The following is a 15,140-nucleotide window of genomic DNA, read 5'->3' on the forward strand; positions in this document are numbered from 1 at the left end:
GTTAGCGAATGGATTACAAACGTGAATCAAAAAAACAAACCTGGCGCTGCCGCTATTATCACGCTGGGTTTCGTGCAAATTCTCTCCTGGGGTGGATCGTTCTATTTAATGGCGGTGATGGCAGATCCCATCGTTGCCGAAACCGGTTGGTCGCAGCAATGGGTTTACGGTGCGTTATCGACGGGTATTTTAGTGTCTGGATTGCTGGCTCCGCTCAGTGGGCGCATTATCGCCAAAACCGGTGGGCGCCTGTTACTGGCATCAAGCGGGGCAGTGATGGCGCTGGGACTGGTGCTTATGGGACTAAGCCACACGCTGGCATTATTTTTAGGCGCATGGATGATTATCGGAACGGGCATGGCGATGGGGTTATATGATGCGCTTTTTGCTACGCTCGGCACGCGTTATGGCAGCCAGGCACGTTCAGCAATTACGGGTATTACGCTGATTTCAGGGTTCTGTACCCCCCTGGTCTGGCCCGGCACGGCGCTATTAATTCACTGGCTGGGCTGGCGCGGCACTTGCTTTGCGCTTGCAGCCATGCTTGTACTCTGCGTTTTACCGGCGTACTGCTATGCGTTACCGCAGAGTAAACCGATCCACACTATAAAACCTCAATCCTTATTGCAGAATGATGCCGATATCGCACCGATGCTGTTTTGGCTGTTGTGCGCCATTTTTACCCTGGCATCGGTGATTATGACGGCGATTTCGGTGCAACTCATTAGCCTGTTGCAAGCCAGCGGCCATAGCTTAACCTCAGCGCTGGCGTTAAGCGCCATACTGGGTCCTTGTCAGGTCGCTTCACGGCTGGTTGATATTGCCTTTAAGCGAGGGCATCCCATCTGGACCACTTTTTTCTCCGTTGGACTGGTGGCAACGGGCTTGTTACTGCTGTTTTTTTTCCCACAGCTGGCGCTGCTCAGCATGGTGCTTTACGGAGCCGGAAACGGTTTACGTGCCATCGTACGTGGAACTTTACCGCTGGCGATGGTCAAACCGGAGGTCTATGCCATTGTGGTAGGACGAATGGCGCGTCCGGCCCTCATCGGACAGGCACTGACGCCGCTGGTGGGTGGATATGTGTTTGAAACTATGGGCGCACCCGCTACGTTAGGGTTGCTTTGCGTGCTGGCAATTATTAACGTGCTGCTGGTGATTATTTTAAAACAAAAACTTCCCACGCCTTCGGCCGCTTTCAGCTAATAGCAGAATAATCTGGCGGTTAGTCGGCTAAGCACCTTGTGCTATCGTGCCGTAGGCTTTGGGGAAAACGTGCCTTGTCACTGTCGCCTTGCTTCTAAAAAGCAACAGTGTTTATTATATTTATTGCTTATTCATTGTTCTCTTAAGCGGCGATAAAACAACAAGATGCACCGCAACTCAGGATAAATAAATGCTTGATTACCGCTTCCCGACAGCTTTGCAGATGGTTCTGAGCGTAGCGATGGCGGAGCAAACGGGAAAACGCTCAACCAGCGCGATTCTGGCTTATGGGCTTGAAGCGAATCCCAGTTTTATCAGGAAATTGATGGTCCCTTTAACCCGCGACGGCATTATTGTCTCAACGCTGGGTCGCACCGGATCGATTCATCTGGGCCGTCCGGCCGCAGAAATCACGCTTCGTGACATCTATATCTCCGTCATCGAAGATAAAAAAATCTGGGCTTCCCGCCCTGATGTTACGCCGCGTTGTCTGGTTAGCGCCAATCTCTGCTGGTATTTTAAATCCATTGCAGATGAGGCTGAACAGGCTTCGCTGAATGTATTAGCTAAACGTACTGTCGCCGATGCGCTCAATGAGCTTAAAAAACGTGACACCAGCAATTGCACCGCTGTACCTGTACTTGACGAGGCGGATGATTGCTGCAAAAAAGGCCGCTGATGTGGCTTTTTTTCATTTCTGATCCCCGCTGAATCGAGAGCAATCGGAAGATTGCTCTCCCGTTTATGCACTTCACTGCGTTACAGCTTTTTTGCCTGCCTTACTCGTCAGCAGGCGATAAAAACCCTACAAGCTGTGCGGCATTTAATGTACCAATAAAACTTGCATTAAATGGCATAGTCACTCACCCTTTAAGTGTAACTGCAATTGATACTGATACTATTTTTCACCGCGACGGGAGAGACTGGAATGATGAGCGACGCCTTTATTCATGATCTAATCGACTGGATTGATAACAACATCGAAGCACGTCTGGATCTGGATACCGTTTCTGAGCGTGCAGGCTATTCGAAGTGGCATTTGCAGCGGATGTTCAAAGAACACACCGGCTATCCGCTGGGTGAATATATTCGCGTGAAAAAGCTGAAAAAGTCCGCTGATCGTTTGACCAGCACCAATGAACCGATCCTTAACGTGGCGATTTCGTTAGGCTTCGATTCACAGCAATCGTTTAACCGCAGCTTTAAACGGCAATATGGTGTTGCGCCGGGGACATGGCGTCGTCATAGCGCAAACACGCATTCACACGCTGCTTAACGCCGCTGGGGCCAGCTTGACTGGCCCGCGCTGTTTCTGCGCATGAAAACTGTTATTATCAGCATCCTGTCGTCACGGATGTCATCATGTCAAAAAAACTCTGGATTGGACTCTTTTTTGTCCTTGCCGCCTGCTGGACTGGTCTTAAACCTTATCTGAACTCATCACTGGCGCCTGCTGCTGGCGACATTACTTCGCTGACCGATGCGCGCCTTGTGGCCCGTTATATTTTGCAAAATCAGCAATTGCCCGATTATTACCTGACTAAAAATGAAGCGCGGCAACGTGGCAGGAACCCGGCTAAAGGGGATCTGTGCCAAGTCTTGCCGGGTAAAGCCATAGGCGGCGATCGGTTTTCAAACCGCGAGAAGCGACTGCCGCAACGCAAAAACCGTCAGTGGTATGAGGCTGACGTAAATTATCGCTGCGGTCATCGCGAAGCGGATCGTCTGGTCTACTCTTCCGATGGCCTGGTTTATCTCTCAACCGATCACTATCGCAGCTTTAAACAGGTGCCGTAAGCATGCTGATTCTGACCTTTGATTTTTGCCAGTTAGCCGATCGCGATGCGTTTTATCATCAGCTGGCACAGCAAAGCCATTGCCCGTTTCCGTTTGGCAATAACCTTGATGCGCTATGGGACTGGCTGACCGGTGGAATGGCACTGCCTGCGGAAATACACTTACACCACATTGATAAGCAGCGTGATGCGCTTGTACCGGTATTGGCGCTGTTAGAAGAAGCGGCGCAGTCGCTAAAAGGAGAGCTGCGCCTGGTAATACATTAGCTGCGCAGCGGCTTCAGCAAAGCAATCAGCGCTTCACGCGCAGCAGCGGGTAAATCGCTGCCGCCGGTGTAGCCGTTATTTTCGATAATCACCGTATTGAGTCCGACTAACCAGTCATAGATATAATAAGCCGTATGATTAGCGGGCGCGGCAGCAAGTCTGGTCAGGCGTTGCCCGGCACCAAAGCTTACGCTTGGCGCGGGGGGGCGCGAGAAAATAGGTTGACCGCGATTGACGCGGCTTGGTGGACGCTCCGGCTCCGGGCGCTGCAAGAAACCCAGCCAGGCGACAAAATCGCCCAGTACCGTCATTGCCCGCGTTACCTGCCGATCGGCGCGCGATCCATGCGTCACCGCATGCGAATCGGATTCATGCAGCGCCTGCTGCAATTTTTGCGTCATATCGGTGCGGAAACTGGCGGTGATCAACTCTTCAACCAACCATTCCATTGTAGCTTTATCGATATTCAGCAGCGCCAGTAAGCTGCGGTTTTCGGGCAGCTGACGTAAGTGATCGAGCCATAAACGGAATACCTGCTGCGGAAATTGCTGACCACTCTGACCCGATTGACTTTGCTGTACCGGCGCTTGCGCTGTTTCAGTGCTGCTAAACAGATCAAACTCAAACCCAATGCCAAACTGCGTTTCTGCCGCCGGGAGACTGCTGCTGGCGGGTACGGCGGTTTGATTCAGCCAGAGCTGACGTAACGTCTCACGCGGGGGTTGCAGACGTTCCAGCAGTTCACCGTGCAAACCGGTGCGGTGCTGCAGACACTTCAGCAGGGTGTCCGCGATAGTCTGTTTGCGTGCCGCCTGTTCCGGGCTGGCTTCGGCTTCCGTCCACGGCTGCAAGCGGCGCTCAACTACGGCATGCTGAACCTGAGCCAGTTGGGCGACAAGTCGATCGCGACGCGCCTCCGGCTGCATCTCGTCCTGTAACCAGGCGGCCATACGATCAACCCCTGCGCGATCCAGCGCCAGCATTGAACCCCAGTGCTGTCCCGGCTGACCAATCTGACGTTGTACCGCTTCATCTACATTGATCTGCTGATGGCGTGCATCGTAAGGGGTGATCGCCCAGATCAGCCGAGGCTTTTCACCGTTTTTATGCACGGGCTGGTAACGCAGCCATTCACGCAGCGTCTGGCTGGCAAGGCTGGCATCCTGGCGCTGGCTGGCAGCGGTGCAAACCAGTAACAGATCGATAGCCTGACGTGCAGCATAAAAGCCGGGCAGCAGGGCGCGTTTGTGGTCCAGTAGCCGCGCTCGCAGCGGATCCTGCTGTTGCAGGCGCAGACGCTCTTCCCGAATTGTCTGGTCTGCTGGCAGACCAGGCGCAGGCAGTTCGAGCATGTCGGCGTCATCGTACAGCGCGGTACGCGGCGTTGAACTTAGCGGAATCGACACTTCCAGCGTTAATAACGCCAGCAGGCCCAGCGCCACGCTTTGCGGTTTGGCGATGCGATTTCCGTTCAGTGGACAAACTTCGATTAGCCGTTGCTGGTCTTGCTCGCTGGCCGGTACGATCAGCTGTTCGGCAGGCAAAAAGGCGGTATCGGTCAATACGCTCAGCGGCACCAGCACACGGTTGCTGTTACGCAGCTGATGACGCAAATGCAGCAGGTCGCGCAGCACTTCATTTAATGCCGGTTCGGCAGGCCACAGCAGCGAAAATAGCTGCACGCGATCGTCAACGCTGAGCCAGGGAGCCAGTTCAATCGCCTGCGGCCAAAAATGGCGATCAAGCAATGCATCATATAAGTGATGGCGACGGCACCACGACCATACGCTGACTAACGCGTCGGTTTCTGATCCTGCCAGCGGCGTGGTCAGGCGATGACGCTGCAAACGGCGTAGTTCGCTGTCGATCTGAGGAATATCCGGCTGTGCAATACCGCCGCCGCAGGTGATGACCAGAAGCAAAATTTCCGCTTCGCTCAGCAGAGCTAATTCCACTGGCCATTCGCCAGACAGCGGCTCACGCTGGTGGCTGAAACGGGTCGCAATGGCAAAATCGAGGTTATCGGGATTGATATGCTGAAAATAGTTCAGCGATTTATCGTTCAGGCGAGTCATTAACTGGCCTTGCGCGTCGGCAACCATTTCACGTAGCAGCCAGGCTTTTCCTGCCTGTGATTGCCCAAACAGGGCCAGCGTAACCGGTCGCGCTATTTGCTGGGCCAGCGTTTCAGTTTGCACGCGCGCCTGGCGTAGTTGCAGCGTCAGCGTTTCAGCTTCCAGCGCCAGACGTGGTGAATGCTGGCGGCTGTTATCAATCCAGTCAAGGCTGGCGTTCAGCGCGTCCTGTAACAGGCTAAGACGTTTTGCCAGCGTTTGTGGCTGGCGCGGTTTTACCGATTTCATGATTTACATACGCTCCCGCTATCAATCCAGTATTGCGCATTGGCGTTGCCAGTGGCCGAGAGGGTATTTAATTTCAGGCTCAAATGGTCGAGCGGCACGCGTGTGCCGTCGTCAAGTTGCGCATCACTCAATATCAGGTTTTCCGGGCCTTGAGCATCCGCGCCTGCTTTGACCGCAAGCTTCACGCGCAACACGCTTTCACCAGCAACCTTACGGGCAAGCGCGGCGTCGTTCAGCGTCAGGCTATACAGCGGCGATGCTGGCCAGCGGTCATTGTCCAGTTGGCGGAAACCAAGGCAGACATTGCCGCGAATGCGGAAACTGCTTTTGCGATCCAGCACAAAACTGTTGTCATCAAGGTCAATCTCGCTGTAACAGAGATTTTCATCGCTCAGCGCCTGGTTTTCGTCGAGCATCCCAAGGTAGCGAATCGTTGAGTAAGGCTCAAAGTCACCCGCGCGGAACCAGAAGCTGCTGAGGCGTAAATCCAGTGCCAGCAGGCAGAGCATTGCGCCGACGGCGGCGGTGGATTTAGGGTTGTCAATGCGGCCATGTTTGTTAAAAGGATACCAGTCACTGGTATGATAGCCTTCCAGCGACAAAATGCGGCTGCCCGGCAACGGTTGCAGGTGACGCACCAGTGCCTGAATGCCAGGGAAACGTGATGGACGTCCGGTGAGCAGCAGCACATCGCACTGATAAAGTGAAACCACTTCACACATTGAACGCAGCGCGGGAATGATCGCCATGCGGTGCTGCATGAACTCTGCATGTAGCTGCGTCATGCTGACCACCAGCGGCACATCGAGCAGATCGAAGCGGCTGTTGCCGCCTAATTCACGCTGAATCTCACCATTTATAAACGCCAGTACCGCATCGCCAGGCCGCTGTCCCACCAGTTCACCGAACAACGCGTTAATCTCGGCGTGGCTCCCCAGCGGGTCCCAGTTTTCGTAGCGTTCCAAAACCGCCTGTGCCAGTGGAATGAACAGCTGCAACGTGGCTTGCTGGCGCAGCGTCGCTTGTCCATCCATGCGACTGTCATGGCCAAATAACTTCGTTATCAGCGGCTCTGCCAGCGTCAATCCAGCTTTTTGCAGGCTTTGCTGTAAGGCAGGTAAAACCCATAGCTGGATCACATCCAATAGAATGTCGTCGCCGGCCACTTTAAACCCTTCACGGAACAGCAGACGTGGGGTGATTTTGACATTATTGCCCTGGCCGTCATCAAGACGATATTGGGTTATCGCTAAATCAGTGGTGCCGCCGCCAATGTCGATGGAGGCGATGCGCAGGCTTTTGCCCGGCCGCTCATCGGTTTCACGCGGGCAGTCCGGACGCGCCATGCTGCTGAAAAAATCCCCGGCGCGACCGGCGAAGTTGACCTGAGTTTCGTTAAACAGCCAAACCATTTGCCCACAAGTGGCTTCATCCCACTCCATTTGTACATCTGGCACAGGTTTGCGGCTTTGCGCCAGGCTTTGTGGCGAAAAGGCTTCGTCGGCGGGATGCCAGCCTTCAGCCTTCCACACCAGCGCAATGGCTTCCTGCATCCGGCGACGGAATATCTCACGTTCTGGTTTTGGCATCGCCGAAGGCAGCGTAAGAATGACGTGACGCAGTTGACGCGGCGCGTGGCTTTGCGGCATGCGTTGCCGCTGTGCGGCACTGTTCATTTGCATCATTGCCTGTGCCAACAGCTCACACAGCATAAAAGTCATCAGAGAACTGCGACTGTAATGAGCAGAAAAAACCGGCAGGCGCTGATCAACAGGCAGCGTATGCAGCGGCTGGCCTTCATCATTAAGCAACAGCGTAAAAGGCGCAGCGCAGGCCAGCGGCTCGCCTTGACCATTCTGCTGATTGAAGCGCCAGCCTGGCTGATAGCGCGCTTCATCCCACAAGTAACGGCGCGGACTGGATAATCCGGTGCTGCCTTCCAGCCCGGCGCGTTGCAGCGCCATGCGGCTGGCTTCACGACCAACGCGGGTCAACGAGGGCCACATAAAGGCCGATTCACGTCCGCTTTCCAGCGAAAAGTTAGCTTTACCGAAACGCGCCTCGGCGAACTCCAGGCGGCTGTCGAATAGCTCGTTATAGACCCGATGTGGCTGCGTGAGATCGCGCAGTTGCAGCTCATAGGTCTGTTTCAGGCCGTTAGTCTCTTCGGGGTGATCTTCCACCAGAATGCCACAGGTATGGGAATTACCGACGTCGAGAATGATGTCGACATTCACCGCCGGGGTTTGCAGCGTGGTGGCCTGAATATGAATATCAGTGAGATTCAGCTGCTCACCGAGCACTTCCAACAGATTAAGATAGTGCGCCTGATATTCAAATTCGCGCAGCGCCTGGTTAATTGCCTGTTCGCGGCGATCCTGAACACGCTCGGTAAACGCTTCACGCAGCCAGCCATCAACCCAGGTATGATCGAGAAATTCACCCAGCTCATAGTTGTGCCACGCCAGCGCAAAGGTTACGCCGTTTTGCGCGTCAGCGGGGGACAGGCCAAGTTGTTCGCCACCTTCTTCCTCTGCCACGCAGCGGGTGTCAAACGCCAGGCTCACGCGATGGGTATTGCCTGCCGCGTCAGGGGTATCCAGCGCCACCAGGCGCATGCGCGCCCAGTTTTCTGGCCCGCCAATAAAGCGGCGTCCGCTGGCACAACGCAGTATTGGCAACGGCAACCAGCAGGCAGACAGCAGTGCCAGCGAATCGGCCAGCGCAATGTCAGATTCAGGACGCACGACCTCCGGGGCGCCTCCGTCTTTGGGATAGAGCCGGAATTTGCCGCTGTTACCGTCCAGATTAAGGCGCAGCAGTGGACCGTTTGCCGTCTGGCGCACAAACTGGCGGCGCGCCTGGGTTGCCGAAAATTGCAGACCAAAGTCAAGGAACTGTACGCCGCTGTCTTGAATCAGCGTGATTTTTTGTTTGTCATCGATCAGGGGAGCCAGCATGGTTATTTATTCTCACGCTTAATCGTCATTGGAAAGGCTTTGTCACCACTGAACCGGGCTTCGCATACCGCTGCCTCCAGGCCGGGTTTACATATCAATCGCGGCATACGATAGCGCGAGCCGTCACTGCACTTAGCGGTATAACGGCTGCGGATCACCATTTGTCCGCTGCTGACCATCGCGGCACTGACCTCGTCCGCTTCACAGCGCACATTATTGCCTAACGTAACGATGGCGCTGCCTTTACCGTTATTGAAGGCATAATGCAACACGGGGGAAGCGCCACCCGGCAGGGAATTTTGCATAACTACGCGCCAGCTGCCATCAACCACTTTTACCGCGCCGGTTCGTACATCATCGCTGCTTATCACCAGTTCGCTGCTTTGGGTAGATACCGTCGGGACAGGTGGCGTAATCACACTAGCGAGGGTAGCTGACGGCGCAACTGATACAGCAGCGGCTACTGTTGCTGTTTTTTGTGGCAGCGTAGCGGCCAGTTTTTCTGCTGAAGCGACGATCGGCGGAGATTTGATCGGCGATTGTGTCACAGACGTAGCCGGTGTGACGGGCGCAGGCGAGGGCGAGGTATGCAGTAAAACAGCCGTGACAATAGCTGCAGCCACTGCAACGGGTAGGATCACGTACCCTGGACGGAAGGTTGAACGACGCGAGATGGCTTGTTCAACGCGAACGGGTTCAGCGATAACCGGCTCGGCGGCAATCTGTTCAACGGGCACAGGTTCGCTCTTAATCACCGGTTCTGACGACGGTTCAACCCGTATTTTTGGTAACGACGCTTCAATGCTGTCGCGCAGGCAGGAAAGGGCATCTTCGCGGCTACGTGCCTGTGCGTTGACAAAGCCCCAAAAGGTAATGACCGGTTTGCCATCCACCAGGTAAACATATTGCTGATCAGGAAATTGCACGGTTTTGCTCAGCAAGGCACCAAACAAGCGCATCGCCGGATTCTCAGCTTCGCGCGCGCGTGCGCTCAGATCGTTCATATCCTGTTGATAAACGGTAAGCTGTTGCAGCGCCTGACGACGTTCGTGCTCACTGGCACCCAGCCAGGATTTTACCTTGCCGGAAAAGGGCGAATACCAGTCAAGGCGGTCACCACGCTCGTTGGCCTGTGGAATGGCAAGGCAGTTTGCCAGTGCGTTTTGGCGGCGCAGCCGCAGGGTTTCGCGAATTTGCAGGGCAGAGGCATAGACCGGTTGGCCGTTTTCACCTAAAGCCAGCACCGCGTCGAGATTACCGCTACGCAGAAAAGTTTTTGCCACCTGTTGGGCCCTTATCGGTCGTTGTCTGAGGCAGAAAATCGTGAGTTATCGGCTATTACGGTAATTTTACGTGGAACAAGGGCCAGTCAAACGGTGGAAAAAGGGGATAAATGGGTGGGTTTTTCGCGCGCTGCCGTAAAAACAGCAGCGCGTAAAGCGGTCAGGCTGACTTTCTTACCAGCAGCAGATGAACGATCAGGCCTCCCACTAATCCCCAGAAGGCAGAACCGATGCCGAGCAGCGCTACGCCCGACGCGGTGATCAGGAAGGTGATAAGTGCGCTGTCACGCTCAGCAGGATGCGCCAGGGCGCGTTGCAGACTGCCTCCGAGCGTTGCCAGCAGCGCAAGACCAGCCAGTGCCTGAATCAACACCGCTGGCAGGGCGCTAAACAATACGCCAATCAGTGCGCCGGAGAAGCCCGCGATAAGATAGAACACGCCCGCAATGGCAGACGCTACCCAGCGGCGGCGCGGATCGGGGTCCACATCTTCGCCCATGCAAATCGCTGCGGTAATCGCGGCGACGCAGACAGAAAAACCGCCAAACGGCGACAATACCAAAGCGATCAAACCGGTCCAGCTCATCAACGATGACACGGACGGTGCATAGCCATGCGCCTGCAACGTAGCGATGCCAGGCGCATTTTGCGAAGCCATCGTCACCAGAAAATAGGGTAAGCCGATGCCGATCAAAGTCGTTAAGGTAAAGTGCGGCATTACCGCGTCCGGCAAAGTAAAGCCAACGGGATGCGGCGGAAAATGGATCGCACCCTGGGCCATCGCGACAGCCACGCCGGCGATCAATGTCACCAGAATGGCATAGCGCGCCAGCCAGCGGCGGGCCAGCAGCCAGGCAAGACACATACTGCCGCACAGCGTGAAATTGCTTTGTAGATCGGCAAACGTTTGCAGACCAAAACGCAATAAAATACCGGCCAGCATCGCCGCCGCTAACGAGGACGGAATAGAGTTCATCAGCCTGGCGAACAAACCGGTTATGCCGCTTAGCACGATTAACGCGTTAGTAAAAACAAAAACGCCCACCGCTTCGTTGATGGAAATGCTGTGAAAGCTGGTGGCGAGCAGTGCAGCGCCGGGCGTTGACCAGGCGGCAAGAATGGGCATGCGGTAGAACAGGGAAAGCCCAAGCGATCCTATGCCCATCGCAATGCCGATCATCGACAGCCAGCCACCACCCTGGACGGGGCTGGCTCCCGCCGCTTGCGCGACCTGATAAATAATCGCGCCGGTGCTGCTGTAACCTACCAGCACAGCGACAAAACCGGAGACCAGCATCGGTAAGGTAAAGCGAGGGCAAGGAATAGCGATGAGCATGTTAAATATCCCGTTGTGCGTTATAGCGCACATGGTCGCATGATGCGCTATAACGCACAAGTGATACACTGCTAGTCAGCAAGCAGGAGGAACTATGGAATATCTGCACCACCATCTTAGTGAAGCGTTGAAGCAACTCAGACAGGCCAACGGCTGGAGCCTGACGTTAGCCGCGCAACGTACCGGCGTAAGCAAAGCGATGCTGGGCCAAATCGAGCGCGGCGAATCCAGCCCAACAGTGGCGACATTATGGAAAATCGCGACTGGCTTTAATGTTCCTTTCTCGTTTTTTATCCATGACGGTAGGTTGCAGCCTGGCGAAACGGTGGCATTTAACCAACCGAATGCGCAGATGAGTGTGCGTCCACTGTTGCCCTATGACGCGAAACTGCGCTTCGATTTTTTAGCTGTCGAATTAGCACCCGGCGCGCAAAGTGATTCATCAGCACATGAAGCGGGCGTTATAGAGCAAGTGGTTGTGCTGGAGGGAGAGTTATTACTGAGTCTGGACGGGATCTGGCGGCGACTGCAGGTCGGCGAAGCCATACAGTTTGCCGCCGACGTCGCGCACAGCTACCACAATCCGTTAAAAACGCCCTTGCGTTTCCATAGCCTGATCCATTATCTGGCGCGTACCTGACATTACAATTTGATACGAAGGTAAACTACACAGTCTGCCTTCCTGTTTGTAGAGTAACGCCTTCGTGGTAAGGAGCAGGCTAATGAGCGATTTGAACGCATCCGCAGCAGAATTACGCAGTGTGATTGGCAGGCTGGGTCGTCGTTTGCGTGAATCCGCTCCGTCGGGAGATCTGACCTGGTCGCAGGTTTCAGTACTCGGCTATCTGGTGCGTGACGGCGCGATGACCATTACCGAACTGGCGCGATCAGAAGGCGTTCGAACGCAGTCGATGGGCGCAACCGTCGCCCGTTTGCAGGATGCCGGCATGGTGCAGGGAAAACCAGACGCCCATGACGGGCGTAAGACACGCTACACGGCCACGCAAGCCTGTTTAGATTTAATTAGCGCCAATCGGGCACGTCGTGATGACTGGCTGGTGCAAACTATCGACACGCAATTTTCCTGCGATGAACAACAGCAATTGCTCAACGCTATTCCTTTACTACAACGTCTCGCTGACGACTAATCCTGAGAGGACTCAACATGGCTGTAACCACCCTTGATGCAAACACCGCGCTGCTTATTATCGATCTGCAGCAGGGTATTGTCGCATTACCGGTTGTGCATAAACCGCAACCGGTAATCACGTTGTGCGCACAGCTTAAAGACGCGTTTCATGCCAAAGGCTTACCGGTAGTATTGGTAAATGTGGCGGGAGGGGCGCCAGGCCGTAATGAACAGGCGCGTCACAGTGGTGAACTGCCTGCTGACTGGGCAACGCTGGTAGCAGAAATGACGCCACAGCAAGAGGATATCACGATTACCAAACATAGCTGGGGTGCGTTTAATAACACGCCGTTGCACGACGAGCTACAAAAGCGCGGCATTACGCAAGTGGTGATTTGCGGTATTGCAACCAGTATTGGTGTGGAATCCACGGCGCGTCAGGCTTATGAGTTAGGTTACAACGTCACGCTGGCGACTGACGCTATGACCGATTTGAATAGTGATACGCATAACAATAGCGTAAAACTGATTTTCCCCCGCCTGGGTGAAACGGGTAGCACCGAAGCGATCGTAGCGCTGGTAAAGGGTCTGTAATGTAAGCGTTGTTCGGATTGAGACACAGAAAAAAGCGCGGTAGCCGCAATAAACGTCTCTGTTTCAGAGCGTTTTATTGGGCACGCAGGTAACACAATAACCTGCTACCGCGATGCTGACGGGTAAAGCACGCAAGCCAAACGTCCTTTTTGTCACCTGCTACGCAGAAGGGGGGCTGATACCCTGGACGTGAACAAAGTAACCAGCCAGTACTGGAACGCGCCTCGCCTCAGCCTTTACCGCGAGACACGTTTACTGAAACGCGTAACTTACATTCAGGCCAACGCTGTAATTGCGGCCCGGCGCAGGTTCAAAATAGCGTCCGTTGCTTTCGTTCACGATGACCGAACCGACGTAATCGCGGTCAAACAGGTTATCGACGCGGCCAAACAAATCCAGCGTCCAGTTTTGCACCAGCCATTTATAACCGCTATTCAATGCGGTGAGCGTGTAAGACGGAGCCTTCACATCATTCTCATCATCGGCGGCAATATTGCTCATATAACGCATCTCGGCACCTGCATAGAAGCCTTGTTCCGGCGCATACTCCAGCCCGGCATACGCCATATTGCGTGCGATGCCCGGAATGCGATTGCCATCACAGCTGTCATCGCCACAAGCATTGGTCCGATAGCGCGCATCAAGCAACGTATAAGCCATTTTTAAATGCCAGTCGTAAGCGAATTGCTGATCCAGCCCTAACTCCAGCCCACGACGACGCGTCTCTCCGGCATTTTTATACGTGGTGCGTCCGCCGCTACTGGTATCAGCCACGATTTCATCCTGCGTATCGGTCTGGAAAACCGACGCGGTGATCAAACCATTGCCAATGCGTTTTTTGGTGCCCAACTCAATGGTGTCGCTGGTGGCGGGTTTCAGGCGCAGGTTCAAACCCGATTGATCATCTGAGCGATAAGATAGCTCATTGATGGTTGGCGTTTCAAAACCGCGACCGGCGGAAAGATAGGCATTCCAGCTATTGTCGAACGCATATTTCAGTGAGGCCGCTGGCAGCCATTTATGGTAGCGCGTATCGCCGCTGTCATCGCCATTGCCGGCGGTAATGTAATGATCGTTAGAATCGAAATTGACGGTACTGAAACGCACGACCGCATCCAGCGACAGCTTATTGGTGAGTTGCCAGGAGGTTTGCAGATACGGATCGAGATTCCACATCAAATTGCGCTCATTGCGACGCAAATTGCCCTTCGTACCGTAATCATACCCCCCGTTGCTGACGGTGAAATTTTCAAAGCCTTTACGGTATTCGGTCATGGTTTCATAGTCGAGGCCGCCGGTCAGCGTCACCGGAATTGAGAACAGCGCATCGCGGTGCGTCCAGCGCGTATCAATACCCTGATAATGACGCGTCAGCGAAATGACTCCGCCAGGATGTGACGCACTGCTTTGTACGCTGGCTGGAATTGACTGGTACTGCGTGGTTTCACGTATGCCTGCATACATCATCACGCTGAGATCATCGTTCTCGCCCATCTGACGCTGATAGTGCAGGCCGCCCTGGGTCTGATCAACGGTTTTGCGCGTGTTATAGAGCGACACATTGCTCACGACCTGACGCGGGTTAGCGCGCCACTGATCCGCTGTTAAACCGCCCGGATCCTGCGCATCAATATGGACACTGTTAAACAGCAGCGTCAGCGTGCTGACGTCATCCAGCCGCACACCCAGTTTGGCGTTACCCAGATTCTTCTGTGCGGCGCTGTGATCGCGATAGCCATGCGTGGTAAAGCGGGAGGCCGACACGGTGTAATTGACGTCGCCAACGTGGGTCCCGTCGCCCGTTGCACCGCTAACTTTAACGCTGTTGCGCCAGCTACCGTAGCTGCCGTACCAGGTCCCGGCTTCAACGGTGGTGGGCTGCTGACCGGTTTGGGTATTGACGTTGATCACCCCACCTGACGCGTTGCCGTACAGCGCCGAAAACGGCCCGCGTAGCACTTCGACATGATCGATCGAGCCAATGTCGATATTCGAGGTTTGCCCCTGTCCATCGGGCATGGTAGCGGGAATGCCATCGACATAAATACGCAAACCGCGCACGCCATAGGTGGAGCGCGAACCAAAACCACGCACCGACAGTTGTAAATCTTGCGCATAGTTTTGCCTGTTCTATCCATAATTTTGCCGGCTCTGTCTTGCATGTATCCATGGGTATTTTTATGTATTCATATGGCTATTAATGTAT

General features: G+C 54.6%; 12 protein-coding genes and 1 pseudogene. 8 read left to right on the forward strand and 5 right to left on the reverse strand.

All coding sequences use genetic code 11. The annotated features are described in order from the left end of the window. Positions 1–21 precede the first annotated feature (21 nt). The 5 genes from H2P46_RS05065 (at position 22) to H2P46_RS05085 (ending at position 3,269) form a co-directional block, all read left to right on the forward strand. Entirely contained in the window at positions 22–1,206 is a 1,185-nt protein-coding gene (locus H2P46_RS05065; protein WP_193404109.1) for an MFS transporter, read from the forward strand. Between the two features lie 190 nt (positions 1,207–1,396). Continuing rightward, positions 1,397–1,885: an RrF2 family transcriptional regulator gene (locus H2P46_RS05070; protein ID WP_193404110.1), complete on the forward strand. Its 489-nt coding sequence runs from the start codon at positions 1,397–1,399 to the stop codon at positions 1,883–1,885. A 249-nt stretch (positions 1,886–2,134) separates the two neighbouring features. Next, positions 2,135–2,482 carry a helix-turn-helix domain-containing protein gene (locus H2P46_RS05075; RefSeq protein WP_193404111.1) on the forward strand — a complete coding sequence of 116 codons (348 nt, stop codon included), beginning with the start codon at positions 2,135–2,137 and terminating at the stop codon, positions 2,480–2,482. Positions 2,483–2,568: 86 nt separating this feature from the next. Further along, the gene (locus H2P46_RS05080; protein ID WP_193404112.1) at positions 2,569–3,003 is read left to right on the forward strand and encodes a ribonuclease domain-containing protein; all 435 of its coding nucleotides are present in this window, start codon (positions 2,569–2,571) and stop codon (positions 3,001–3,003) included. Positions 3,004–3,005: 2 nt separating this feature from the next. Beyond that, positions 3,006–3,269, forward strand: a complete 264-nt coding sequence (locus H2P46_RS05085) for a barstar family protein (protein ID WP_193404113.1) — start codon at positions 3,006–3,008, stop codon at positions 3,267–3,269. Here H2P46_RS05085 and H2P46_RS05090 read toward each other — a convergent pair. The 4 genes from H2P46_RS05090 to H2P46_RS05105 all read right to left on the reverse strand — a co-directional run bounded on the left by H2P46_RS05090 (position 3,266) and on the right by H2P46_RS05105 (position 11,211). Further along, positions 3,266–5,632: a virulence factor SrfC family protein gene (locus tag H2P46_RS05090; RefSeq protein ID WP_193404114.1), complete on the reverse strand. Its 2,367-nt coding sequence runs from the start codon at positions 5,630–5,632 to the stop codon at positions 3,266–3,268. The genes H2P46_RS05085 and H2P46_RS05090 overlap by 4 nt on opposite strands. After that, positions 5,629–8,592: a virulence factor SrfB gene (locus H2P46_RS05095; protein ID WP_193404115.1), complete on the reverse strand. Its 2,964-nt coding sequence runs from the start codon at positions 8,590–8,592 to the stop codon at positions 5,629–5,631. Before H2P46_RS05095 ends, H2P46_RS05090 begins: the two co-directional genes overlap by 4 nt. Positions 8,593–8,594: 2 nt before the next feature. Beyond that, entirely contained in the window at positions 8,595–9,875 is a 1,281-nt protein-coding gene (locus H2P46_RS05100; RefSeq protein WP_193404116.1) for an SrfA family protein, read from the reverse strand. 160 nt (positions 9,876–10,035) lie between these two features. Further along, positions 10,036–11,211, reverse strand: a complete 1,176-nt coding sequence (locus H2P46_RS05105) for a benzoate/H(+) symporter BenE family transporter (RefSeq protein ID WP_202987350.1) — start codon at positions 11,209–11,211, stop codon at positions 10,036–10,038. 94 nt (positions 11,212–11,305) lie between these two features. Between H2P46_RS05105 and H2P46_RS05110 the strand changes: the two genes are divergently transcribed. The 3 genes from H2P46_RS05110 to H2P46_RS05120 all read left to right on the forward strand — a co-directional run bounded on the left by H2P46_RS05110 (position 11,306) and on the right by H2P46_RS05120 (position 12,934). Next, positions 11,306–11,851 (forward strand): helix-turn-helix domain-containing protein, encoded by a 546-nt coding sequence (locus H2P46_RS05110; protein ID WP_193404118.1) that lies wholly within the window; start codon positions 11,306–11,308, stop codon positions 11,849–11,851. An 82-nt stretch (positions 11,852–11,933) separates the two neighbouring features. After that, positions 11,934–12,359: a MarR family winged helix-turn-helix transcriptional regulator gene (locus H2P46_RS05115; protein ID WP_193404119.1), complete on the forward strand. Its 426-nt coding sequence runs from the start codon at positions 11,934–11,936 to the stop codon at positions 12,357–12,359. A 17-nt stretch (positions 12,360–12,376) separates the two neighbouring features. Then, positions 12,377–12,934, forward strand: coding sequence for an isochorismatase family protein (locus H2P46_RS05120; RefSeq protein WP_193404120.1), 558 nt, complete (start codon positions 12,377–12,379; stop codon positions 12,932–12,934). Between the two features lie 252 nt (positions 12,935–13,186). On the opposite strand, the pseudogene pqqU reads toward H2P46_RS05120, so the two are convergent. Then, a pseudogene (gene pqqU, locus H2P46_RS05125) lies at positions 13,187–15,064 on the reverse strand (TonB-dependent receptor PqqU); the annotation flags it as partial. Positions 15,065–15,140: the final 76 nt, after the last annotated feature.

The sequence above is a fragment of the Mixta mediterraneensis genome (assembly GCF_014946725.1).
GTDB classification, from domain to species: Bacteria; Pseudomonadota; Gammaproteobacteria; order Enterobacterales; family Enterobacteriaceae; genus Pantoea; species Pantoea mediterraneensis.